Origin of the sequence: Paenirhodobacter sp. (assembly GCF_050177655.1) — a bacterium.
GTDB lineage: Bacteria > Pseudomonadota > Alphaproteobacteria > Rhodobacterales > Rhodobacteraceae > Rhodobacter.
Genome location: NZ_JBFXGV010000004.1, coordinates 60,632 through 85,247 on the forward strand (window position 1 = coordinate 60,632; position 24,616 = coordinate 85,247).

Consider the following 24,616-nt stretch of genomic DNA (forward strand, 5'->3'; position numbering starts at 1 on the left):
ACTCCAGAGTTGTCGGGGCTAGCGCCCGCGGGATTGCAGCCTCAGCTCGAGGCGTGGAACGACCGGCCAAGCGCGGCGGGAGCAGCCGGCGCGCCATGGCGGTGGGTGACGGAAAGCAGCACCAGCACGACGATGGTGAGCACATAGGGCGCCATCGAGAGCAGGTGCACGGGGATCGCATAGCCCGCGGCCTGCAATTGCAGCTGCAGCGCGGTGATGCCGCCGAAGAGATAGGCGCCGATCAGCACCCGCTCGGGCTTCCAGGAGGCGAAGACGACGATGGCAAGCGCGATCCAGCCGGCGCCCGCGGTCATCCCCTCGGTCCATTGCGGCACGCGCACGAGGCTCAGATAGGCGCCGCCGACACCGGCGAGCGCGCCGCCGAAGGCCAGCGCCGCCATCCGCACCGCGATCACGCGATATCCCAGCGCATGGGCGGCGTCGTGGCTTTCGCCGACCGCGCGCAGGATCAGCCCGGCGCGGGTGTATTTCAGGAAGGCCCAGGTCAGCGCGACCATCGCGAGCGAGAAATAGACGACCCAGTCATGCGAGAAGAGGATGCGGCCGAGGCCGGGGATGTCGGAAAGCGGGCCGAAGGAGAGCTTGGCGGTGCCCGGCGGGCGCACGCCCTCGAACCCCTTGCCGAAAAGCGCGGAAAGGCCGAGGCCGAACATCGTGAGCGCAAGGCCGGTCGCCGTCTGGTTGGAAAGGAACACCTGGGTCAACACCGCGAAAAGGAGCGCGAGCGCCGCCCCCGCAAGCGCGCCGCCGACAAAGCCGAGCACCGGCGAGCCGGTGCCGACGGCGGTTGCAAACCCCGCCACCGCGCCGATGATCATCATCCCCTCGACGCCGAGGTTGAGCACGCCGGATTTCTCCGCCACCAGCTCGCCGGTCGCGGCAAGCAGGACCGGCGTCGAGGCCGCCATCAGCGTGGCGATCAGCGTGACGATGTCGATGCCGCCGATGATCATGCGCGCTTCCCCCCCAGACGGACACGGTAATTGGTGAGCAGGTCGAATCCCAAGAGGAAAAACAGAAGCATCCCCTGGAACACCTGGATCGCGGCGGAGGGCAGTTGCAGCATCAGCTGCGCCATGTCGCCGCCAATGTAGGTGAGCGCCATCAGAAGCCCCGCAAGCAGGATGCCCACGGCGTTCAGCCGACCGAGGAAGGCGACGATGATCGCGGTATAGCCGTAGCCCACGTTGAAACTGTCGGTGATCTGGCCGGAGGGGCCGGAGACCTCGAAAAGCCCGGCCAGACCGGCGAGCGCGCCGGACAGGCCAAGGCAGAAGATCACCAGCCGCGCTGGCACCACGCCCGCAAAGCGCGCCGCCCGCGGCGCCTCGCCCGCGACGCGGATGCGGAAGCCCGCGATATGGCGCTGCATCAGAATATAGGTGAAGATCACCGCGATCAGCGCCGCGACCACGCCCCAATGCATGCCGGTCCCCGCGATCAGATCGGCGTTATGCGCGGAAGGATATTGCTGCAGGTTGCGCGAGCCGGGGAAGCCATAACCCTCCGGGTTCTTCAGCGGCCCGAAGGCGACATAGGCGAGCAGGTTCTGCGCGACATAGACGAGCATCAGCGAAACGAGGATCTCATTCGTGCCGAAGACGACCTTCAGCACCGCGGGGATCAGCCCCCAGAGAAAGCCGCCCAGCGCGCCGAGCAGAACCATCGCCGGAAAGAGCCAGGCGCTCTCGGCCGGGTAGACGCCCAGCGCGAGCGCCGCGCCGCAGATCGCGCCGATGATATATTGCCCCTCGGCACCGATGTTCCAGATCCCCGCCTTGAAGCCCACGGCGAGGCCCGAGGCGATCAGGATCAGCGGCGCCGCCTTCACCAGCAGCTGGCCGCGGAAATAGGCGGCATTCGCGCCGAAGAGCGGATCCCAGAAGATCACCTTGATCGCCTGGAACGGATCCTTGCCGAGCGCGGCGAAAAGGATGCCGCCCGCGATCATCGTCGCGACGACGGCGATCACCGGCGTCGCCCAGGACCAGAATTTCGAGGGCACGGGACGTTTGACGAGACGGATCATTGCGCGGCGGCCTCCTGCATGCCATGGGCGCCGCCCAGCATCAGGCCGATCTCCTCCATCGTCAGCCCCTCGGTCGGGCGCGGCTCGGAAAGCCGCCCCTCGTTGAGCGCGCAGAAGCGATCGGCGATCTCCATCAGCTCGTCGAGATCCTGGCTGATCACGATCACCGCCGCGCCCTTTCCGGCGAGATCCAGCAGCGCCTGCCGGATCGAGGCCGCCGCCGCGGCATCCACGCCCCAGGTCGGCTGGTTCACGATCAGCACCTCGGGGTATTGCAGCACCTCGCGCCCGATCACGAATTTCTGCAGGTTGCCGCCCGAAAGCGCGCGCGCGGCGACATGCGGCCCGGGGGTGCGCACGTCGAAAGTGGCGATGATCTCCTCGGCGAAGGTCTTCGCCGCGGTCATGTCGATGAAGCCCTTGCGGGTGAGCGGGCGGCGCACCGTGCCGGTGAGCAGCGCGTTGTCGGTGAGGCTCATATTCGGCACCGCGGCATGGCCGAGCCGCTCCTCCGGCGCGCCCTGCAGGCCGATGCGGCGGCGGTCGTTCGGGCCGAGTGCGGAAACGTCATGGCCGTGCAGCTTCACCGTGCCGGGGGTGGAGGGCACCTCGCCCGAAAGCGTGGCGAGCAGTTCCTCCTGCCCGTTGCCGGCGACGCCCCCGATGCCGAGCACCTCGCCCGCGCGCAGCGAAAGCGAGACGTTCTTCAGCGCCGGGCCGAATTGCGACATCGGCGGCAGGCTGAGCGCGCTCACCTCGAAGATCACCGGGCCAAGCTCGCGCCCGCTGCGGTCGGTCGAGGTGAACTCGCCGCCGACCATCATCTCGGCCAGCTCGCGCGCCGATTTCTCGCGCGGCACGCAGCTTGCGACGACCTTGCCGCCGCGCAGCACCGTGGCGCCGTCGCAGAGCGAGCGGATCTCCTCGAGCTTGTGCGAGATATAGAGGATCGCGGTGCCCTCGGAAGACAGCTTGCGCAGCGTGTGAAAGAGGATGTCGACCTCCTGCGGGGTCAGCACCGAGGTCGGCTCGTCCATGATGAGCAGCTTCGGATCCTGCAGCAGGCAGCGGATGATCTCGACGCGCTGACGCTCGCCCGCCGACAGGTCACCCACCGTGCGGTCGGGGTCGAGCGGCAGGCCGTAGGCGGTGGAGATGTCGCGGATGCGTTTCGCCAGATCGCGCATCGGCGGCGGGTTCTCCATGCCGAGCGCGACGTTTTCGGCGACGCTCAGCGCCTCGAAAAGGGAGAAATGCTGGAACACCATCGCAACGCCCGCGAGCCGCGCGGCGCGCGGTTCGGGCGGTGTGTAGGGCTTGCCCTGAAATTCCATCGTGCCGCTGTCGGGCTTCACGAGGCCGTAGATCATCTTGACCAGCGTCGATTTGCCCGCGCCGTTTTCGCCCAAGAGCGCGTGGATCTCCCCCGGCGCGACGGCAAAGCCGACGCCATCATTGGCGACCACCCCCGGATAGGCCTTGGTCAGGCCCTCGATCTTCAAAAGCATCCCCGTCACCCGGCGCGTCCTCTTTTTTGTGCGGCCGTTCCGGCTCTTGCAGCGCTCACCTCTTTCAGTAGCGCGGCGGCGGCCGAAATCGCAATGGCTTGTGGCGCCTTCCCGAGCGTCGGATCGCCTATCGGACAGGCAATGCGCGAAATTTGTGCGCCGTCATGGCCGAGTTCGGCCAGACGGTGGCGAAAGCGCGCCCATTTGGTTTGCGATCCGATCAGGCCGAGTCCGGCGAAGCCGTGGCTGAGCAGCCGGTGGCAAAGCTCGAGATCGAGCGCATGGGAATAGGTCAGCACGAGGTGGCGCGCGGTCGGGGGGGCTAGCGGCACAAGATCGGCGGGGTTTTCGGCGATCAGCGCCTCGACGCCTGAGGGGATTTCGGTGGGGAAGCGCTCGGCCCCGGTGTCGACCCAGCGGATGCGCAGCCCGGGCAGGGGGGAGAGCACGGCCACCAGCGCGCGCCCGACATGGCCCGCGCCCCAGATCCAGAGCTCCTCGGGCGCGGGGGCGACCGCCTCGATCAGCCAGTCGCCGATCAGCATCGCGGGCGCCTCGCCGCGGTCGCGGGCACGGCCGAGCGCGCGGCGCACGGCCAGCGGCATCTCCGCGGCGGGCCCGAGCGGGCGCGCGTGCCAGCCCGGGGTGAGGGTTTCGACGCGCGCCGCATCGAAGGGCTCATAGCCCAGCACCACCGCGCCCCCGCAGCATTGCCCCATCGCCGGGCCAAGTGCCACGCGTTCGAGCCGCGGCCGGGGATTGGCCCGCGCCCGTGCGATCGCCTCGAATTCGAGCGTGCCGCCGCCGATCGTGCCCTCGGTCGCATCGGGCCAGACGAGCATCGCCGCGCCCGGCTCTCGGGGCGCGGAGCCCTTCACCTCGGCCACCACGACCCGCACGAAAGGGCCGCGCCGCGCCGCGCGCGCAAGCGTTTCGGGATCGAGGCTCATGCCTCCCCCCGCGCCCGGGCGACGGCGGCGAGCACCGCCTCGGCGGTGGCGGGCGCCTGCAGGTCGGGCCAGTGCGGCCCGCAGGCGGCGCAGGCCTCGGAAAGCGCATGCAGCGCCGAGATGCCAAGCATGAACGGCGGCTCGCCCACCGCCTTCGAGCGGAAGATCGTCTCCTCGCGGTTCGGTTCGTCCCAGAGCGCGACGTTGAACACGCGCGGCCGGTCGGAGCAAGCCGGGATCTTGTAGGTGGAGGGTGCATGGGTCGTCAACCGCCCCTTGCCGTCCCAGACCAGTTCCTCGGTCGTCAGCCAGCCCGCGCCCTGCACATAGGCGCCCTCGATCTGGCCGATGTCGAGCGCCGGGTTCAGCGATTGGCCCGCGTCATGCAGGATGTCGGTGCGCAGGATCCGGTTCTCGCCGGTGAGCGTGTCGATCACCACCTCGGTCACCGCCGCGCCATAGGCGAAATAGTAGAACGGCCGCCCGCGCCCGGCGATCCGGTCCCAGCTGATCTTCGGCGTGGCGTAGAAACCGGTCGACGAAAGCGAGATCCGCGACTGATAGGCCGCCTCGGCGATCTCGGCGAAGCTCCAGTGTTTCGCGCCGGCCTGCACCGCGCCCTCGGCGAACTGCACGTCCTCCGGCGCACAGCCCTCCCGTGCGGCGACGAAGTCAGCAAGCCGCGCGCGCACCGTCTCGCAGGCGGCCTTGACCGCCATGCCGTTCAGATCGGCGCCCGAGGAGGCGGCAGTGGCCGAGGTATTGGGCACTTTCGAGGTATCGGTCGCAGTGATCCGCACCTGATCGACGTCGATGCCGAAGACCGAAGCCGCCACCTGACAGACCTTGCGATGCAGCCCCTGACCCATCTCCGTGCCGCCGTGATTGAGCAGTACCGAGCCGTCGGAATAGACCTGAACGAGCGCGCCGGCCTGATTGAGATGGGTCAGCGTGAAGGAGATCCCGAACTTCACCGGAGAAAGCGCAATCCCCCGCTTCAAGGTTCGATTTTTGCTATTCCACTCGGCAATCTCGGCCTTTCGCACGGCATAATTGCTCGATTTCTGCAGGGCATCGGTAAGCGCCTGAAGAATGCAGTCCTCCACCTCCTGCCCGTAATGCGTCTCCTGCTTCTTCTTGGCGGAAATACTCTCGGGGGGGCTCGGGGGGGCAGACGGCCCCCCCGTCGGCGGCTCGTAATAATTCCGCCGGCGCAATTCGGAGGGCTCGATCCCCATGGCAAAAGCCAGATGTTCGATCGCCCGCTCCATGCCGAGCATCCCCTGCGGCCCGCCGAAGCCGCGATAGGCGGTGTTCGACTGGGTGTTCGTCCGCAGCCGGTGGCTTTCGACGCGCAGCGCGGGGACGAAATAGGAGCTGTCGGCATGCAGCATCGCGCGGTCGCAGACCGGCAGGCTGAGGTCGGGCGACCAGCCGCAGCGCGCGAGCTGCAGGAAATCGGCGCCAAGGATTTTCCCCTCGGCATCGGCGCCGATCCGGTAGCGGATGCGGAAATCGTGGCGCTTGCCGGTGATGACCATGTCGTCGTCGCGGTCGTAGCGCATCTTGCAGGGCCGCCCGGTGGCGCGCGCGGCGACGGCGCAGGCGATTGCGAGGTGGTTGCCCTGGCTCTCCTTGCCGCCGAACCCGCCACCCATCCGGCGCATCTCGACGCGCACGTCATGCATCGCGCAGCCGAGCGCGTGGGCGACCTTGTGCTGCACCTCGGTCGGGTGCTGCGAGGAGATGTGGATCACCATGCCCTGATCGCCGGGCAGCGCCATCGCGGCCTGCCCCTCGAGGTAGAAATGCTCCTGCCCGCCGATCTCGATCTCGCCCTCGACGCTGTGCGCGGCGCCGGCAAGCGCGGTTTCGACATCGCCGCGCGACCAGATCACCGGGCCGCCCTCGAACCGGCTGTTGCGCGCAAGCGCCTGATCGAGCGTCAGAATCGGCGCGCGCGGGGCATAGCTGACGCGCCCCTTGCGGGCTGCGATCCGGGCCGCGCGATGGCTCGTCGCGGCCACGAGGAAGATCGGCTGGCCGACGAAATGCACCTCGCCTTCCGCCAGCACCGGTTCGGGGATCGGCGCGGGGGAGGCGTCGTTGGCGAAGGGCAGATCCGCGGCGGTGAGCACCGCGACGACGCCGGGGCTGGCCCGCACCGCATCGAGATCGAGCGCGGTGATCCCGGCCGAGGCCTCGGTCGAAAGGCCAAATGCGAGATGCAGCGTGTTCGCGGGGCAGGGGATGTCGTCGAGATAGCGCGCGCGGCCGGTGACATGCAGCTCGGCCGAGTCATGGGTGAGTTTGTCGCCGGCGGCGCGGGTGGGGCCGGGGAGGGCGGCGTGGCTCATGGCGTCATCTCCAGCACCGAAACGGGTTCGCCCAGACGCGCGCGCAGGTAGCGCAGCGCCATCGCCTGCGCCGTCTGCATCCGGTAGGCGGCGGAGGCGCGCATATCGCTCATCGGGCTGAAATCCTGGGCCAGTGCGGGCAGGGCGGCGGCGATCGCCTCCTCGGTGAAGCTCTGGCCGATCAGCGCGGCCTCGAAGGCCGCGGCGCATTTCGGCACCCCGGCCATGCCGCCGAAGGCCACGCGCGCAGTAGCAATTTTCGAACCTTCCACGGTGATATTGAAGCAGCCGCAGACCGCGGAAATATCCTGATCGAACCTTTTGGAGAGTTTGTAGCAGGCGAGATCGGGCGCCGATTTCGGCAAGGTGACGCTTTCGACGAATTCACCGGGCAGCCGGTCCTGCTTGCGATAGTCGAGGAAGAAATCCTCGAGCGCGAGGGTGCGACGCACCTCGCCCCGGCGCAGCGTAAGCTGTGCGCCCATCGCGATCAACGCGGGCGGGCCGTCGCCGATCGGCGAGCCATTGGCGATATTGCCGCCGATCGTCGCCGCCTGCCGCACCTGTTCGGAGGCGAAGCGGCGCAAGAGCGCGGCCAGCGCCGGATGCGGCCCCTCGGCCCATTCGCGCAAGGCCGCGATGGTGACGCCCGCGCCGATGACGAAACCTTCGTCGGTTTCGGAAATGCCCTGCAAATCCTTGCACTGGTTCAGGAAAGCGACCTCGGGCAGGTCGCGCAACTGCTTCGTCACCCAAAGCCCGACATCGGTCGCCCCGGCGATCAGCACCGCCTCGGGATGGGCGAGATACCAGGTGGCCAGCTCATCCGAGGACTGCGGCAGCAGCGCATCCGCCGGGATCTCGGGTGCGCTCCACGCGGCATCCGTCCCCATCCAGTCGGGCACGGGCGCCGCCTCGGCAGCCTCGGCCGCGCGGATGATCGGCGCATAGCCGGTGCAGCGGCAGAGATTGCCGGCGAGCATGTCGTCATGGTCGTGACGCCCGTTCAGATGCCCCACCGCCATCGAGACGATGAAGCCCGGGGTGCAGAAACCGCATTGGCTGCCGTGCTTTTCCACCATCGCCGCCTGCACCGGATGCAGCGCGCCGCCCGGGCCGGCGATGCCCTCGACCGTGCGCAGCGCCTTGCCCGCGATCTGCGGCATCATCATCAGGCAGGCGTTCACCGCGCGACTGCCGGTCTCATCCGTCACCATCACCGTGCAGGCGCCGCAATCGCCCTCGTTGCAGCCCTCCTTGGTGCCGGTGAGTCCCTCTTCGCGCAGCCAGTCGAGCACACTCATCGAGGGCTGCGTGACGAACACGCGCCGGGTTTCTCCGTTGAGAAGAAACGAAATTTCCATGCGAATTACCGCCGCGGTACTTGTTCTCGGCCCCTTCCACCCGATGCGGCGTAGAGCGGGGGGCTCTCCCGTCCCGACGAGCAAAGCCGATGCTCCCCGCGCTGGCAAGCGTTTTGCGCCGGGGCGCTGCGCGAAAATTGATCCGGTGGTTGAAAATTGGGCAGGCCGCCCCGGGCGCGGGCGGTGCAGCCCCCTTTCGCTGCCCGGCCACTCGCCCTAATCTGGCCGGCATGGCCAATCCCCGATTCATCCATCTGCGTGTGCACACCGAATATTCGCTGCTCGAGGGCGCGGTGCCGGTGAAGAAACTGATCAAGATGTGCGACGCGGCGAACATGCCCGCGGTTGCCGTCACCGACACGAACGTGATGTTCGCGGCGCTCGAATTCTGCACCACGGCGAAGGAAAACGGGCTGCAGCCGATCATGGGCTGTCAGGTCTCGCTCACCTTCGAGGAGAGCCGCCCGGGCGACAAGCCGAAGATGCCCGCGCCGATCGTTCTGCTTGCGCAGAGCGAGGCGGGCTACATGAACCTGATGAAGCTTTCGACCTGCCTTTACGTCGACAAGCATGACGGCGTGCCGCAGGTGCCGCTTGCCGATCTCGAGGCCCATGCCGAGGGGCTGATCTGTCTCAGTGGCGGGGCCGAGGGGCCGGTGGGCAAGCTGATCCAGGCGGGGCAGGGGCCGAAGGCGCGCGCGCTGCTCGAAAGCCTCGCCGCGATCTATCCCGACCGGCTTTATGTCGAGCTGCAGCGCCATCCGGGCGAGGGCGGCAAGCTCACCGAAGGCGAGACGCGGACCGAACGGCCGTTTCTGGAAATGGCCTATGAGATGGGCCTGCCGATCGTCGCGACGAATGATGTCTTCTTTCCGAAGCCCGACATGTACGAGGCGCATGATGCGATGCTTTGCATTGCCGAGGGCGCCTATGTCGACCAGATCGAGCCGCGCAGGCGCCTGACGCCGCAGCATTATTTCAAATCCGAGGCGGAGATGGCGGCGCTTTTCGCCGATCTGCCCGAGGCGCTGGAAAACACCGTCGAGATCGCGAAACGCTCGGCCTTCGCCGTTTACAAGCGCCCGCCGCTCCTGCCGAAATTCGCCGATAACGAGGTCGAGGAGCTGCGCCGTCAGGCCTGGGAGGGGCTGAAGAACCGGCTCGACGTGATCCCCCACGCCTGTCCGGTCGAGGAATATGAGGAGCGCCTCAAATTCGAGCTGGGTATCATCGAGCAGATGGGCTTCCCCGGCTACTTCCTGATCGTGGCCGACTTCATCAAATGGGGCAAGGCGCATGACATCCCGGTCGGCCCGGGGCGCGGTTCGGGCGCGGGTTCGCTCGTCGCCTATGCGCTCACCATCACCGACCTCGACCCGATGCGCTTCTCGCTGCTCTTCGAGCGGTTCCTGAACCCCGAGCGCGTCTCGATGCCCGACTTCGACGTCGACTTCTGCATGGACCGGCGCGAAGAGGTGATCAAATACGTCCAGCAAAAATACGGGCGCAACAAGGTGGGCCAGATCGCGGCCTTCGGTGCGCTTTTGTCGAAGGCCGCGGTGCGCGATGTCGGCCGCGTGCTGCAGATGTCCTATGGCCAGGTCGACAAGCTCTCGAAAATGATCCCGGTCGAGGGGGTGAAGCCCGTTTCGATCGAGAAGGCCTTGGCCGACGAGCCGCGCCTGCGCGAGGCGGCGAAGGCCGAGGAGGTGGTGCAGCGGCTTCTCAATTACGCCCAGCAGATCGAGGGGCTCTTGCGCAACGCCTCGACCCATGCCGCGGGCGTGGTGATCGGCGACCGGCCGCTCGATGAGCTGGTGCCGCTGTATCAGGATCCGCGCTCTGACATGCCGGCGACCCAGTTCAACATGAAATGGGTGGAAAAGGCCGGTCTGGTGAAGTTCGACTTCCTCGGGCTGAAGACGCTGACCGTCATCCAGAACGCGGTGAACCTGATCCTGAAATCGGGCCGCCCGCTGCATGTCGATGCCGCCGGCAACGTGCTTTACGAACCCGCGAAGGGCGCCGAGAACGACATCGGCAATATCCCGATCGACGACGCGAAGACCTACGAGCTTTACGCCCGCGCGCACACCGTCGCCGTGTTCCAGGTGGAATCGACGGGGATGATGGATGCGCTCAGGCGCATGAAACCGACCTGCATCGAGGATATCGTCGCGCTCGTGGCGCTCTATCGCCCCGGCCCGATGGAGAACATCCCGACCTATTGCGAGGTGAAGCACGGGCTGCGGCCGCTCGAATCGCTGCACCCGACGATCGACCCGATCCTGAAGGAAACGCAGGGCATCATCGTTTATCAGGAACAGGTGATGCAGATCGCCCAGGTGATGGCGGGCTATTCGCTTGGCGGCGCCGACCTCTTGCGCCGCGCGATGGGCAAGAAGATCGCCGAGGAAATGGCGAAGGAGCGCCCGAAATTCATCGAGGGCGCCAAGGCCACCCATAATATCGACGCGAAGAAGGCCGGCGAAGTCTTTGACCTGCTGGAGAAATTCGCGAACTACGGCTTCAATAAATCGCACGCCGCGGCCTATGCGATCGTCTCCTACCAGACCGCCTGGCTGAAGGCGAACCACCCCGTCGAATTCATGGCGGGCGTGATGAACTGCGATATCCATCTCACCGACAAGCTCGCGATCTACATGGGCGAGGTGCGGCGTGGCCTCGGCATCGAGGTGATCCCGCCCTGTGTGAACCGCTCGCTCGCGACCTTCGACGTGGTCGACCAGAAGCTCGTCTATGCGCTCGGCGCGCTGAAGAACGTCGGCGTCGAGGCGATGAAGCTGATCGTCGAGGCGCGCAAGACCGAGGGGGGCGAGCGCCCCTTCGCGAGCCTCACCGATTTCGCCCGCCGCTGCGATCTGAAGCGGATCGGCAAGCGCCCGCTTGAAATGCTCGCCCGCGCCGGCGCCTTCGACCAGATCGACCCGAACCGCAAGCGCGTGTTCGAAAGCCTCGAATCGCTGATGGCCTGGTCGGCCGCGGTGGTCGAGGCGAAGGCCTCGGCGCAGGTTTCGCTCTTCGGCGAGGCGGGCGACGACCTGCCGCCGCCGCGCATGGCCGACACCGATGACTGGCTCCCGGCCGAGCGTCTGGCCGAGGAGCACAAGGCGATCGGTTTTTATCTTTCGGGCCATCCGCTCGACGATTATCTGCCGGCGCTGAAACGGAAAAAGGTGATGACGCTGGCCGAGATCACCGACAAGGCGCAGGGCGGCCCCTTCACCGGCAAGATCGCCGGTCAGGTCGCGGCCCGGCAGGAGCGCAAATCGGCGAAGGGCAACCGCTTCGCCTTCGTCTCGCTTTCCGACCCCTCCGGGCCCTATGAGGTCACCGTCTTTTCCGACACGCTCGAGGCCTGCCGCGCGCATCTCGAACCGGGGATGGCGGTGGTGCTCACCGTCAAGGTCGATGTCGAGGGCGAGACGGTGAAGATGCTCGCGCAGGGCGCGCAGCCGATCGACTCGGTCGTCGCCGATGCGGCGGGGGGCTCGGGGCTGATGATCCATCTGGAAACGCCCGAGGCGGCCGGCTCGATCGCGACGCTGCTCGACCGGCTCGCGTCGGAGGGCAAGGTGCGCTCGCGCGGGCCGATCCATTTCACCGTCTTCGACCCGGCGCGGGGCGAGCGCTACCAGATCCATTGCGGCCAGGATTACCCCGTCAACCCGCAGATCAAGGGCGCGATCCGCTCGCTGCGCGGTGTCGCCCTCGTCGAGGAAATCTGAACCGGATCAGGCGGTTGCGGGGTGACCCGCCGCCGCGCCCTCGGCCCGCCAGGCGAGCCTGAGCGCGATCAGCGCAAAAAGCCCGAGCCCTGCATCGGCCCAGCGCGCGAGGCCCAGCCCGCGCAGGATGCCGCGCGGCGCAAGGCTGTCGTTCGCGAGGTAATGCAGCGCGTCGATCTCCCAGGCGGCGAGCACGAGGAGCCCGCAGGTGGCGAGGAAGGCGAGCGCGATCAGCCCCCGCGCGAGGCCCCGCCGCGCCCCCCAGAAAAGCGCGATCAGCGCCGGCGCGCCGAAGAAGATCTGCACCGCGAGCGCCCCCGCCGCTTCCCAGGCGGCCAGCCGCAGCATCATCGCACCAAGATCCGCACCGCCCGGCCAGACCAGCAGCGCGAGAAAGAACACCGCCTGCGCGAAGACGAAAAGCCCGGCGAGGGTCCAGAGCAGGCGGCGCATCAGTAATGCGGCGGCTTCTGATCGGCGAGCGGGATCTGCCCGCCGCCGGAAAACTCGCGCTCCGCCTCGCGCTCCATCAGGAGCCCGACATGCCGCGCGAGCCGGTCGATCTCGCGCGCCTGGCGGGCGACGACCTCGCTCAGCTCCTCGACCGTCTTGCCGAGATAGGCGATCTGTTCTTCCGCCCGGTCGATCCGATCCATCATTTCCCCTCCGGCGCTTGCCGCGCGGCAGCCCTTCCGCTACACCCTCGCGCGAGAAACGAACGGGTGCAAGACATGGCCAAGGACAATAAACCGCGCCGCCCCCGCGCCGAGACCCCGAAAGGGTTCCGCGACTATTTCGGCGCCGAGGTGACGGAACGGGCGGATATGCTCGCCGAGATCGCCAAGGTCTATCGCGCCCATGGCTTCGATCCGCTGGAAACCTCGGCGGTCGAGACGGTCGAGGCGCTGGGCAAGTTCCTGCCCGATGTCGACCGCCCGAACGAGGGGGTTTTCGCCTGGCAGGACGAGGGCGGCGACTGGCTCGCGCTGCGCTACGACATGACGGCGCCGCTTGCGCGCGTCGCGGCGCAGTTCCGCAACGATCTGCCCTCGCCTTATCGGCGCTATACGATGGGCCCGGTCTGGCGCAACGAGAAACCCGGCCCGGGCCGGTTCCGTCAATTCTATCAATGCGATGCGGATACGGTGGGGGCGCCCTCGGTGGCCGCCGATGCCGAGATCTGCGGCATGCTCGCCGATGCGCTCGAGGCGGTGGGCATCGAGCGCGGCGACTACATCGTGCGCGTCAACAACCGCAAGGTGCTGAATGGGGTGATGGAGGTCGCGGGCGTGCTCGACCCGACCGACCCGGAGAAATTTGTCGAGGAACGCGGCATCGTGCTGCGCGCGATCGACAAGTTCGACAAGTTCGGCGAGGCGGGCGTGCGCGCGCTGATGGGGAAAGGGCGGCTCGACGAGAGCGGCGATTTCACCAAGGGCGCGGGGCTGAGCGACGCGCAGGCCGATGTGGTGATGGGCTTCATGGAGGCGAAGCGCGACACCGGCGCCGCCACCTGCGCGCGGCTGCGCGAACTGGTCGCGGGCTCCGCGCTTGGCGACGAGGGCGTTGATGAGCTCGAATTCATCGCGCAGATCCTCGACACCCAGGGCTATGGCCCCGACCGCATCGTGATCGACCCCTCGGTCGTGCGCGGCCTTGGCTATTACACCGGCCCCGTGTTCGAGGCGGAGCTGACCTTCGAGATCCTCGACGAGAAGGGGCGCAAGCGCTCCTTCGGCTCGGTCGCGGGCGGCGGGCGCTACGACGACCTCGTGAAGCGCTTCACCGGCCAGTCGGTGCCGGCGACCGGCGTCTCGATCGGCGTCGACCGGCTGCTCGCCGCGCTGCGCGCCAAGGGGCGGATCGGCGGCGAGGTCACCGGCCCGGTGGTGGTGACGGTGATGGATCGCGCGCGGATGGGCGATTACCTCGCCATGGCCTCCGAGCTGCGCCGCGCCGGCGTGCGTGCCGAGGTCTATCTCGGCAATCCGAAGAACTTCGGCAACCAGCTCAAATATGCCGACAAGCGGCAGAGCCCCGTCGCCGTGATCCAGGGTGAGGACGAGGCCGCGCGCGGTGTCGTGCAGATCAAGGATCTGGTGCTGGGCGCGAAGATCGCCGCCTCCGCTTCGGTTGAAGAATGGAAGGCGCAACCGGCGCAATTCGAGGTGCCGCGGGGCGAAATGGTTGCAAAAGTGCTAGAGATCCTCGGCCGGAACGGGGCGCTCTGATGGCGACCAAGGCCGCGTCGCGCACCATCGGCATCCGGCTTCGCGATGCTTTCCTCGCCGCCGGGGCGGTGGAGATCACCCCCGACATCCTGCAGCCCGCCGAGGCGCTTCTCGATCTTTACGGCGGTGACATCCGCGCCCGCGCCTATGTCACCGCCGACCCGCTGCGTGGCGAGATGATGCTGCGCCCCGACTTCACGGTGCCGGTGGTGCAGGAGCATATGGCGAACGGGGCGGAACCCGCGCGCTATTGCTACATGGGCGAGGTGTTTCGCCGGCAGGATCATCGCGGCCCGTCGCGCGCGGCGGAATATCTGCAGGCGGGTTATGAGGTCTTTGACCGCGCCGATCCGGAGGCGGCCGATGCCGAGGTTTTCGCGCTTTTCGCCGGGCTGCTCGCCGATCTGAACCTCACCGCGACGGTGGGGGACATCGGGCTTCTGCGCGCCGCGGTTGCCGGGCTCGACACATTGCCCGCGCGCAAGGCGGCGCTTGGCCGTCACATCTGGCGCCCGCGTCGGTTCCACCAGCTGCTGCAGCGCTATGCCGGGCTCACGCCGATGCCGGTGACCCGCGCGGCACTTCTCGAGGGGGGCGTTGTCTGTGACGCGCCCTGGATCGGGCTGCGCGCGCCCGAGGAAATGGAGGCGCGCATCGCCACGCTGCGCGCCGATGCCGGGGCGCCGCCGATCGCGGCCGAGGACGTCGCGCGGCTCGATGCGCTTTTCGCGCTGCGCTGCACCGCCGATCGGGCGCCGGCGCAGCTTGCCGATCTCGGCATCGCGGCGCTGGCCCCTGCGATCGAACGGCTGGAACGGCGGCTTTCGGCGCTCGATGCGCGGGGGATCGACCTCACCGCGCTCGCCTTCGATGCGAGCCACGGGCGCACGACGATGGAATATTACGACGGTTTCGTCTTCACCTTCTCGGCCGAGGATCCGGGCCTGCCGCCGGTCGCCTCGGGCGGGCGCTACGACGCGCTCACCCGCGTGCTTGGCCAGGGGCGCGAGATCCCGGCCGTGGGCGGCGTGATCCGCCCCGGCCTCGTCGCCGATCTGGAGGGCCTCGCATGAGCGCGATCAAGCTGGGCGTGCCCTCGAAGGGGCGGCTGATGGAGCAGACCTTCGACTGGTTCGCCGACCGCGGGCTGCGGCTGCGGCGCACCGGGTCGGAGCGCGAATATGCCGGCGCCGTCGAGGGCGCGGAGCAGGTCGAGCTTGTGCTGCTCTCGGCGGGGGAGATCCCGCGCGAACTGGCGGCGGGGCGGATCCATCTGGGCGTCACCGGCTCCGACCTCGTGCGCGAGAAGCTCGCCGACTGGGAAAGCCAGGTCGCGGAGCTGGCGCTGATGGGCTTCGGCCATGCCGATCTGATCATCGCGGTGCCCGCCTGCTGGATCGACGTCGACACGCTCGAAGACCTCGACGCGGCGGCGCATGCCTTCCGCGCGGCGCAGGGCCACCGGCTGCGGATCGCGACGAAATACCACCGTCTCGTGCGCGAGTTCCTGACCCGCGAGGGGGTGGCGGACTGGCAGCTCGTCGACAGCCAGGGCGCGACCGAGGGCACGGTGAAGAACCTCACCGCCGAGGCCGTGGCCGACATTACCTCCTCGGGCGAGACGCTGCGCGCCAATCACCTGAAGATCCTTTCCGACGGGCTGATCCATCAGAGCCAGGCCACGCTTTTCGCCGCGCGCGCCGCGGAATGGTCGGGGCTCGAAGGGCCGTTTGCGGCGCTTTGTGCCCAGCTCGGGGTTGCGGTGCCGCAGCTCTGAGCGGGCAGGGGGGCGCTGCCCCCCGCTGCGCTCCCCCCGGAGTATTTCTGCCAAGAAAAAGCCAAGCCGTCTTTGTTTTTTCTTGGCGCAAATACTTCGGGGGTGAGGCCGCAGGCCGAGGGGGCAGCGCCCCCTTTCGCCCTCAATAGCCGCGTGCGCGATCGACGAGATGCAACGGCGGCTCGCCCGCTTCGAAGCGGCGGATGTTTTCCGCGATCACCTGCGCCGCCGTTGCGGGGCGCGTTTCGGCGGCGATATGGGGCGAGACGGTGATCCCGGGATGGGCCCAGAACGGGTGCTCGGGCGGCAGCGGCTCGCTGCGGAAGACGTCGAGCGTCGCCTGCGCCACTTGCCCGTTGTCGAGCGCGGCGAGCAGCGCCGCCTCGTCGATCAGATTGCCGCGCCCGGGGTTCAGGATCACCGCGCCGCGCGGCAGCTGCGCCAGCGTCTCGGCATTCAGAAGGTCGGTCGTCTGAGGCGTGTTCGGCAGCAGCGTGACGAGGATCTCCGCGCGCGCAAGCGCTGCCCGCAGCCCCTCGGCGCCGCTCTCGCAGGTGATGCCGGGGATCGCTTTCGGCCTGCGGCTCCAGCCGGTCACGCGAAAGCCGAGCCCGGCAAGCGTGGTCGCACAGGCCGCCCCCAGCGCGCCGAGGCCGAGCATCGTCACCCCGCGCTCGGAGGCGAGCGGGGGCACGACGCGCTCCCAATGCGGGGTGTGGCGGTGGATGTAGCGGTCGAGCCCGAGATGGGCGCGCAGCACCTGACCGGTGACCCATTCGACCATGCCGCGTTCGAGCCCGGTGTCGACCATCCGGCACAGCGGCTGCGTCAGCGTCGGATTGCCGACCACCCGCTCGACCCCGGCCCAGAGGCTCAGCACCGCCTTCGCCCGGGTGAAGGGGGTGAAATCGCTCACCGGCCCGTTCGGCGCATAGATGATATAGTCGATCTCCGCGCCGGGGGCCTCGTCCGGGCGCAGGATCCGCGCGGCGATCCCGGCGGTGGCGAGCGCCTCGCGCAGGGCGGGCTCATAGGCGGCGAAGGCACCGGGCGCGCCGGCATAGAGGAGGGTCAGCATCGGGCCTCAGCGGGGTCGGTGGATATGGGCGCTCTGCACGAGGCCGAAGGCGGCGAGCAGGATCATCATCGCCGTACCGCCGTAACTGACGAGCGGCAGCGGCACGCCCACCACCGGCATCAGCCCCATCACCATCGCCATGTTGATCGCGAAGAAGAAGAAGAACGTCCCCGCCACCCCCAAAGTGAGCAGGCTTGAGAACCGGTCCTTGTTCACCAGCGCGTCATAGATGCAGAACCCGATGATCGCGGCGTAAAGCATCAAAAGGCCAAAGGCGCCGGTGAAGCCGAACTCCTCGGCGAGCGTCGTGAAGATGAAATCGGTGTGCTTTTCGGGCAGGAAGTTCAGCCGCGACTGCGTGCCCTGCATGAAGCCGCGCCCCGACCAGCCGCCCGAGCCGAGCGCGATCTGCGCCTGCATGATGTTGTAGCCGGCGCCGAGCGGGTCTTCGGTCGGGTCGAGGAAGGTGTCGATGCGCTTGAACTGATAGTCGTGCAAAAGCTGCCAGTCGGTGCCGCGGCTTTCCATCACGCCGAAGACGAGGGCGACGACCAGCGCGATCACCGTGCCGAAATACCAAAGGCTCACCCCGGCTGCGAACATCACGAAACCACCGCCCAGCACCAGCATCACCGCGGTGCCGAGGTCGGGCTGCATCAGCACGAGGAAAGTGGGCGCGAGGATGATCGCCACCGGCACCGCCACCCAGAGCGGGCGCGAGACCTTCTCGACCGGGAGCCAGTCGTAATAGGCGGCCAGAAGCATCACCAGCGCGATCTTCATCAGCTCGGAGGGCTGGATCCGCACCGGGCCCAGCTCGAGCCAGCGCTGCGCCCCCATGCCGATCGCGCCGAAAAGTTCGACCGCGACGAGCAGCAGGAGCGCGATCGCATAGGCCACGCCCGAGACGTTGCGCCAGAACCAGATCGGCGTGAAGCCGACGGCGAGCATCGCCAGCATGCCGATCGCGAAACGTTTCATCTGCGGCTCGGCCCAGGTGTCGAGCCGCCCGCCGGCGACCGAGTAGAGCATCAGGAAGCCGGCGCAGGAGACCGCGGTGAGCAGGAAGATCAGCGGCCAGTTCAGGTAGAAGACCTTGCGCAGGCCGGTCGGCACCGTCTTCAGATTGCTTTCGAGATAGCTCATCGCGCCTCCTCAGGCCCGGCTCTTGCCGCCCTGCGCGGCGATGTCGGGATCGACGAGATCGAGCGCGTCGAACCGCGCCTTCACCGCCGAGCGCTGGTTCGACGGATAGGCCTCGAGCGGGGGCAGCCCGCCGGCCAGCGCGAAAAGCAGCAGATCGCGTGCGATCGGGGCGGCAGCAGTCGAGCCGCCCGAGCCGTGCTCGACGATCACGCTCGCCGCATATTTCGGATTGTCGGCGGGGGCGAAGCAGACGAAGAGCGCGTGGTCGCGCCGGTTCCAGGGCAATTGCGCGTTCGAGATCACGCCGCGCGCCCGTTCCGCGGCCGAGATGTTGCGCACCTGGGAGGTGCCGCTCTTGCCCGCCATCTTCCATTCCGCCATCGCGATCTTCGCGCGCGCGGCGGTGCCGTGGGCGCCGTTCACCACCGCGATCATGCCGCTGCGGACGTGGTCGAGCCAGCTTTCTTCAAGGCCGAGCGGCGGCGCCTCGGGCACCGGCACCTCGACCCCGTCCTTCGCGCGGATCAGCCGCGGCACGACCGAACGCCCGCTCGCAAGCCGCGCCGTCATCACCGCGAGGTGCAGCGGCGAGGCGAGCACATAGCCCTGGCCGATCGAGGAGTTGATGGTGTCGCCGATGCGCCAGTCCTGCTTGTAGCGCTCCTGCTTCCATTCCTTCGTCGGGGCGAGCCCCTCGGCCACGGCGGACATCGGCAGGTCGTGGCGCACGCCCACGCCCATGCGCCGCGCCATCGCCGAGATCGCGTCGATGCCGACCTTCTGCGAGACCTCGTAATAGAAGACGTCGCAGCTCTGCTCGAGGCTCTGGATCACGTTCACCCGGCCGTGGCCGGAGTGTTTCCAGCAGTGGAAGCGCCGCCCGCCCATCTCGATATAGCCCGGGCAATAGACCGTGCTTTCGGGGGTGATGACGCCCGCCTCGAGCGCGGCGAGCGCGGTCACGACCTTGTAGGTCGAACCCGGCGGGTAAAGCCCCTGCACCGTCTTGTCGGCGAGCGGGCGGTGATCGTCCTCGGTCAGCACGCGATATTCGCTCGAGGAGATCCCGCGCACGAACATGTTCGGGTCGAAGGAGGGGACCGAGGCGATCGCGAGGATGTCGCCATTGGTCACGTCCATCACCACCGCGGCGGCGCTTTCGCCCTTCATCCGCTCATGGGCGAAATTCTGCAGCTTGGTGTCGAGGGTGAGCTGCAGGTTCACCCCCGGATCGCCCTCCTTGCGGCCCAGCTCGCGCATCTCGCGCCCGGCCGAGTTCACCTCGACCCGGCGCTGGCCGGCCTTGCCGCGCAGCTCTTCCTCTTCCTTCGCCTCGACCCCGGTCTTGCCGATCTGGAACTTCGGAATCCGCAGCAGCGGATCGGGGTTCTCGATCTTGCTCAGGTCATAGTCGGAGACCGCGCCGACATAGCCCAGCACATGGGCGAAGTCGGGGCCATGCGGGTAGATCCGCGAGAGGCCGACCTCCGGCGAGACGCCGGGCAGGGCGGGAGTGTTCACCGCGACGCGGGAAAACTCCTCCCAGCTCAGCCGGTCGGCGACGGTGACCGGCGCGGTCGGCGGGCGGCGCCTGATGTCGGTGACGAGTGCCTCGGCATCGCTTTGCGAGATCGGGATCAGCCGGCGCAGGTCGCTCACCACCCGATCGACGTCATCGGCATCCTCGCGGGTGATGGTGACGCGGTAATTCTGTTCGTTGCCGGCGATCAGCACGCCGTTGCGGTCGTAGATCAGCCCACGCACCGGCGGGATGAGGCGGATCTTGACCGAGTTGCCCTCGGCGAGGAGGCGGTATTCGTCGGCCTGCTCGAGCTGCATCCGCCGCATCCGCGTCGCCAGCACGGCGATGATCGCCGCCTGCGCGCCGCCGAGCAGCAGCCCGCGACGGGTGATCGAGGAGCGGCTCGCCTGGGTGTCCTTGAGAGATTTGCGCATGCTCCCTCCTTACAACCTGTGGCCGAGCGCGTCGACCTCGCCGGGGGCCGCGCGGCGCAGCCCGAAGGCGAGGCGTGAAAGCGCGACGACGAAAGGATAGGCGGCGAGCGTCATCAGCAGGCGCAGGATCTCGAGCCCGAGGGGGGGCTGCTCGACGAAGGTCACCGCAAGGATCAGCCGGTTCGCGGTGAGCATCGCCGTCATCACCCCGGCGACGATCGCCATCTCAAGCACGAAGGGCAGATCGCGCGAGGCGGATTCGCGCGCGCGCAGAAACTCGGTGCCGCCGAGCACGATCAGCGGCCAGAGCCCGATCGGGCGCCAGTACATCAGGTCTTCGAGCAGGAAGACGGCGACGATCAGAGCCGCGGGAACGTAATCGGGCCGGCGCAGCAGCCAGGCGAAGGTGAAGGCGAGCGTCAGGTCGGGGCCGGGGATGCCATGCTCGACCGGGTTGATCGGCAAAAGCCGCAGGAAGAGGATCAGCGCCGCCAGCGCCACATAGAGCGCGCGATGCGCGACCCGGCGCGTGGTGAGCGGATCAACCATTGCCGCCCTCCTCCACCGGCTCGGAAACGAGCGGCGGCTCGGGCGGCGGGATCAGCGGGCCGGCGTCATGCAGCTGCTCGGCGGGGTGCGAGCGCAGCACGCGCAGGAAGTCGAGCCGCTCGTAATCGGCGGCGAGGCGCACGCGCAGCCGCCGGTCCTGGCCCTGCATCACCTGGCCGACGAGCAGCCCGGCCGGGAACACGCCGCCATCGCCCGAGGAGATCACCCGGTCGCCGGGGCGCACCTGCTCGGGGTGTTCGAGGAAGTCGACCGGCGGGAAGGCGGAGTTGTCGCCGGTGAGGATCGCCTTCTGCCCCGAGGGCTGGATCGTCACCGGGATGCGCGAGGAGGTATCGGTGAGCAGGATCACCCGGCTGGTGGAATTGCCCACGCCCGAGATCCGCCCGACGAGGCCGAGCCCGTCCATCGTCGCCCAGCCGTCGACGATGCCGTCGCGCGCGCCGACGTTGAGCAGCACCGATTGCCGGAAGGGCGAGCCCGAGTCCGCCAGCACCACGCCCGAGACCGAGGTCAGCTTCGGATCGAGCCGCACCTGGTTCTGTGCGAGCAGCTTGGCGTTCTGCTGCTCGAGCTGGACGGCGGCCTCCTTCCACGACTTCATCTGTTGAAGTTCGCGGCGAAGCTCTTGATTCTGTTCATAGATCCGCGCGTAGCTTTGAAAGCCGCCGACCATGTTCAGCACCTTCGTCACCGGCACCATCGCCCAGTCGAAGGTCGGCACGAAACGGTCGATGAAGGCCGCGCGGAAGCGCTCGACCCGCGGGCTGTCGATGCGCCAGACCAGGAACGTCACGGCAAGAAGCAGCGCCAGGATCGCAATGGCGATCCGGCGCAGCGGTCCTGCGTAATCTTCTTCGCGTTCTCTGGCCACGTCTGCCTCCGGAGGGTCGGCCCCGAGCGACCGGGCCTCAGCTGTCGTAGTCGATCACATGCCGCAGCTGCTTTTCGTATTCCAGCGCCTTGCCGGTCCCGAGAGCAACACAATTGAGCGACTGATCCGCGATCGAGATCGAAAGCCCGGTCTGCTCGCGCAGGCTGAGGTCGAGCTCGCCCAAGAGCGCACCGCCGCCGGTCAGCATCACGCCACGGTCGACGATGTCGGCGGCGAGGTCGGGCGGCGTGGTCTCGAGCGCCTGCATCACCGCGTCGCAGATCTGCTGCACCGGTTCCGAAAGCGCCTCGGCAACCTGCGCCTGGTTGATCTCGACTTCCTTCGGCACGCCGTTCAGCAGGTCGCGCCCGCGCACCATCAGGCTCGCGCCGCGGCCGTCGTCGGGCATCCGCGCGGTGCCGATCGTCGTCTTGATCCGCTCGGCGGTGGATTCGCCGACGAGCAGGTTCTGGTTGCGGCGCAGGTAGGAGATGATCGCCTCGTCCATGCGGTCACCGCCGACGCGAACCGAGCGCGCATAGACGATGTCGCCGAGCGAAAGCACCGCGACCTCGGTGGTGCCGCCGCCGATGTCCACGACCATCGAGCCGGTGGGGTCGGTGATCGGCATGCCCGCGCCGATCGCCGCGGCGATCGGTTCGGCGATCAGGCCCGCGCGGCGTGCGCCCGCGCTCAGCACCGACTGCCGGATTGCGCGTTTCTCGACCGGGGTCGCGCCATGGGGCACGCAGACGATGATCTTCGGCTTCGACAGGGTCGAGCGCTTGTGCACCTTGCGGATGAAATGCTTGATCATCTCCTCGGCGCTGTCGAAATCGGCGATGACGCCGTCGCGCATCGGGCGGATCGCCTCGATCGAGCCGGGGGTGCGGCCGAGCATCAGCTTGGCATCCTCGCCCACCGCGAGCACCTGCTTCTTGCCGTCCTTGACGTGATAGGCGACCACCGAAGGCTCGTTCAGCACGATGCCCTTGCCCTTGACGTAAACCAGCGTGTTCGCCGTGCCGAGGTCGATCGCCATATCCGAGGAAAAAATCCCGCCGAGTCCCGCCATATCCGCTTCCCAATGAGTGACAGCCCGCGACTCGCCCCCCGAGCGCGGTTTCCGCCCATATAGGCAAAGCGTTCCAAGGGGGGAAGCCGATTCCCCTTCACGTCCCCGCGCGGGCGCGGGCTTCCGCGCATGGGTCCGAGTATGATGTCACTTTTCGAACATTTCAGCGGAAAACGGACGCTTCAGACGCTCTCGAAAGCACCTTTTCCAACCTCTCACGAAACCGTGCGGATTTGCCCGAAAAACCGGCAGCCCGCGGCTTTTTCCTGGCCCACATCCTCATTCTCCGCCCGCCCGGAGGCGCCGCGATGCAAAAGGGGGCGCCGCGGCGGGCGCCCCCTTGCCCCTCGCGGGAGGGATCAGAGCTTGTAGCTCACCGATTTCAGGTCGGCATCCGGGGCCGTCTTCTGGCTGCGCACGCGCAGCCGGTTCAGCGCGCCGACATAGGCCTTCACCGAGGCGAGGATGGTGTCGGTATCCGCCGCCGAGCCGGTGACGATGCGGCCGTCCTCTTCCATCCGCACGCTCACGGTCGCCTGCGCGTCGGTGCCCTGGGTCACCGCCTGCACCTGATAGACCTTCAGCTTCGCCTGCGTCGGGTAGATCGCCTTCACCGCCTTGAAACAGGCGTCGACCGGGCCGTCACCGGCGCAGGTCGCGCTTTTCTCGACGCCGTCGACGAGCATCTTCAGCTCGGCTTCCTGGCCGTCCGAGCCGCAGACCACGCGCAGCCATTTCACCTGCAGATAGTCGTTGCCGGTGTTGGCGGCGCTGTCCGACATCAGCGCGATCAGGTCTTCGTCGTAGATCTCCTTCTTGCGGTCGGCGAGCGCCTTGAACCGCACGAAGACGTCGTTGAGCTGGTTCTCGGCCATGTCGAAGCCCAGATCCTGCAGTTTCGAGCGCAGCGCGGCGCGGCCCGAATGCTTGCCCATCGCGATATTGGTCTCGGTGATGCCGATGTCGGCGGGCTTCATGATCTCGAAGGTCTCGACGTTCTTCAGCACGCCGTCCTGGTGGATGCCCGACTCGTGCAGGAAGGCGTTCTTGCCGACGATCGCCTTGTTGAACTGCACCGGGAAGCCCGAGACCTGGCTGACGCGGCGCGACAGGTTCATGATCTTCGTGGTGTCGATGCCGGTCTGGTAGGGCATCAGGTCGCGACGCACCTTCATCGCCATCACCACCTCTTCGAGCGCGGTGTTGCCGGCGCGTTCGCCGAGCCCGTTGATCGTGCATTCGATCTGGCGCGCACCGGCGGCGACGGCGGCCAGCGCATTCGCCGTCGCCATGCCGAGGTCGTTGTGGCAATGGGTGGCGAAGATGATCTCGTCGGCGCCCGGCACCTTTTCCAGCAGCATCGCGATGATCTCGGCCGATTCCTGCGGCAGGGTGTAGCCCACGGTGTCGGGGATGTTGATCGTGGTGGCGCCCGCCTTGATCGCGGTCTCGACCACGCGGCAGAGGTAGTCGCGCTCGGTCCGGATCGCGTCCATCGCCGACCATTGCACGTCCTCGCAGAGGTTGCGGGCGTGGTTCACGGTGTCGGCGATGCGCTCGATCATCTGGTCCTGATCGAGGTTGGTGATGCCGCGATGGCTCGGCGAGGTGCCGATGAAAGTGTGGATGCGCGGCTGGCGGGCGTGTTTCACCGCCTCCCAACAGCGGTCGATGTCCTTGTAATTCGCGCGGGCGAGGCCACAGATCACCGAGTTCTTCGAGGCCCGGGCGATGTCGCTCACCGCCTCGAAATCGCCTTCGGAGGCGATCGGGAAGCCGGCTTCGATGATGTCGACCCCCATCTCGTCGAGCAGCTGGGCGATCTCCAGCTTCTCGTCATGGGTCATCGTCGCGCCGGGCGACTGTTCGCCATCGCGCAGCGTGGTGTCGAAAATCAATACGCGGGATTTGTCGGTCATGTTGGGTGCCATCGG

General features: G+C 67.8%; 19 protein-coding genes. 4 read left to right on the plus strand and 15 right to left on the minus strand.

Going from position 1 to position 24,616, the window contains the following annotated elements; genetic code table 11:
* Window positions 1-41: 41 nt before the first annotated feature.
* Genes AB7U46_RS03115 through xdhA form a run of 6 tightly spaced genes read right to left on the minus strand, consistent with a single transcriptional unit; the run spans window position 42 to window position 8,229 of the window.
* On the minus strand, window positions 42-974 hold the full coding sequence (locus tag AB7U46_RS03115; RefSeq protein ID WP_428335471.1) for an ABC transporter permease: 933 nt from the start codon (window positions 972-974) through the stop codon (window positions 42-44).
* On the minus strand, window positions 971-2,050 hold the full coding sequence (locus AB7U46_RS03120; protein ID WP_428335472.1) for an ABC transporter permease: 1,080 nt from the start codon (window positions 2,048-2,050) through the stop codon (window positions 971-973). The genes AB7U46_RS03115 and AB7U46_RS03120 overlap by 4 nt, the downstream gene beginning before the upstream one ends.
* Window positions 2,047-3,567 (minus strand): ABC transporter ATP-binding protein, encoded by a 1,521-nt coding sequence (locus tag AB7U46_RS03125; protein WP_428335473.1) that lies wholly within the window; start codon window positions 3,565-3,567, stop codon window positions 2,047-2,049. The genes AB7U46_RS03120 and AB7U46_RS03125 overlap by 4 nt, the downstream gene beginning before the upstream one ends.
* The gene (gene xdhC, locus AB7U46_RS03130; protein ID WP_428335474.1) at window positions 3,564-4,508 is read right to left on the minus strand and encodes a xanthine dehydrogenase accessory protein XdhC; all 945 of its coding nucleotides are present in this window, start codon (window positions 4,506-4,508) and stop codon (window positions 3,564-3,566) included. The genes AB7U46_RS03125 and xdhC overlap by 4 nt, the downstream gene beginning before the upstream one ends.
* On the minus strand, window positions 4,505-6,865 hold the full coding sequence (gene xdhB, locus AB7U46_RS03135) for a xanthine dehydrogenase molybdopterin binding subunit (RefSeq protein WP_428335475.1): 2,361 nt from the start codon (window positions 6,863-6,865) through the stop codon (window positions 4,505-4,507). The genes xdhC and xdhB overlap by 4 nt, the downstream gene beginning before the upstream one ends.
* A complete protein-coding gene (gene xdhA / locus AB7U46_RS03140; protein ID WP_428335476.1) occupies window positions 6,862-8,229 on the minus strand; it encodes a xanthine dehydrogenase small subunit in 1,368 nt (455 codons plus the stop codon). Before xdhA ends, xdhB begins: the two co-directional genes overlap by 4 nt.
* 230 nt (window positions 8,230-8,459) lie before the next feature.
* Between xdhA and dnaE the strand changes: the two genes are divergently transcribed.
* On the plus strand, window positions 8,460-11,978 hold the full coding sequence (gene dnaE, locus AB7U46_RS03145) for a DNA polymerase III subunit alpha (RefSeq protein WP_428335477.1): 3,519 nt from the start codon (window positions 8,460-8,462) through the stop codon (window positions 11,976-11,978).
* Window positions 11,979-11,984: 6 nt separating this feature from the next.
* On the opposite strand, the gene AB7U46_RS03150 is transcribed toward dnaE, so the two are convergent.
* Both AB7U46_RS03150 and AB7U46_RS03155 read right to left on the minus strand, forming a co-directional pair.
* Entirely contained in the window at window positions 11,985-12,431 is a 447-nt protein-coding gene (locus AB7U46_RS03150) for a hypothetical protein (RefSeq protein WP_428335478.1), read from the minus strand.
* Window positions 12,431-12,637 (minus strand): SlyX family protein, encoded by a 207-nt coding sequence (locus AB7U46_RS03155; RefSeq protein WP_428335479.1) that lies wholly within the window; start codon window positions 12,635-12,637, stop codon window positions 12,431-12,433. Before AB7U46_RS03155 ends, AB7U46_RS03150 begins: the two co-directional genes overlap by 1 nt.
* Window positions 12,638-12,709: 72 nt before the next feature.
* On the opposite strand from AB7U46_RS03155, the gene hisS reads away from it, so the two are divergent.
* Genes hisS through hisG form a run of 3 tightly spaced genes read left to right on the plus strand, consistent with a single transcriptional unit; the run spans window position 12,710 to window position 15,986 of the window.
* Window positions 12,710-14,209 carry a histidine--tRNA ligase gene (gene hisS, locus AB7U46_RS03160; protein WP_428335480.1) on the plus strand — a complete coding sequence of 500 codons (1,500 nt, stop codon included), beginning with the start codon at window positions 12,710-12,712 and terminating at the stop codon, window positions 14,207-14,209.
* Entirely contained in the window at window positions 14,209-15,282 is a 1,074-nt protein-coding gene (locus AB7U46_RS03165; RefSeq protein ID WP_428335481.1) for an ATP phosphoribosyltransferase regulatory subunit, read from the plus strand. Before hisS ends, AB7U46_RS03165 begins: the two co-directional genes overlap by 1 nt.
* A complete protein-coding gene (hisG, locus tag AB7U46_RS03170) occupies window positions 15,279-15,986 on the plus strand; it encodes an ATP phosphoribosyltransferase (protein WP_428335482.1) in 708 nt (235 codons plus the stop codon). The genes AB7U46_RS03165 and hisG overlap by 4 nt, the downstream gene beginning before the upstream one ends.
* Before the next feature lie 142 nt (window positions 15,987-16,128).
* Here the strand turns inward: hisG and AB7U46_RS03175 are convergent, their stop codons facing one another.
* The 7 genes from AB7U46_RS03175 to AB7U46_RS03205 form a co-directional block, all read right to left on the minus strand.
* Window positions 16,129-17,064 (minus strand): 2-hydroxyacid dehydrogenase, encoded by a 936-nt coding sequence (locus AB7U46_RS03175; RefSeq protein ID WP_428335483.1) that lies wholly within the window; start codon window positions 17,062-17,064, stop codon window positions 16,129-16,131.
* Window positions 17,065-17,070: 6 nt separating this feature from the next.
* The gene (gene rodA, locus AB7U46_RS03180; RefSeq protein ID WP_428335484.1) at window positions 17,071-18,210 is read right to left on the minus strand and encodes a rod shape-determining protein RodA; all 1,140 of its coding nucleotides are present in this window, start codon (window positions 18,208-18,210) and stop codon (window positions 17,071-17,073) included.
* Window positions 18,211-18,219: 9 nt separating this feature from the next.
* A complete protein-coding gene (gene mrdA, locus AB7U46_RS03185; RefSeq protein ID WP_428335485.1) occupies window positions 18,220-20,166 on the minus strand; it encodes a penicillin-binding protein 2 in 1,947 nt (648 codons plus the stop codon).
* Window positions 20,167-20,175: 9 nt separating this feature from the next.
* Entirely contained in the window at window positions 20,176-20,715 is a 540-nt protein-coding gene (locus tag AB7U46_RS03190) for a rod shape-determining protein MreD (protein ID WP_428335486.1), read from the minus strand.
* On the minus strand, window positions 20,708-21,607 hold the full coding sequence (mreC, locus tag AB7U46_RS03195) for a rod shape-determining protein MreC (RefSeq protein ID WP_428335487.1): 900 nt from the start codon (window positions 21,605-21,607) through the stop codon (window positions 20,708-20,710). The genes AB7U46_RS03190 and mreC overlap by 8 nt, the downstream gene beginning before the upstream one ends.
* Before the next feature lie 37 nt (window positions 21,608-21,644).
* Entirely contained in the window at window positions 21,645-22,682 is a 1,038-nt protein-coding gene (locus AB7U46_RS03200) for a rod shape-determining protein (RefSeq protein ID WP_428335488.1), read from the minus strand.
* Between the two features lie 359 nt (window positions 22,683-23,041).
* On the minus strand, window positions 23,042-24,601 hold the full coding sequence (locus tag AB7U46_RS03205; RefSeq protein ID WP_428335543.1) for a 2-isopropylmalate synthase: 1,560 nt from the start codon (window positions 24,599-24,601) through the stop codon (window positions 23,042-23,044).
* Window positions 24,602-24,616 lie beyond the last annotated feature (15 nt).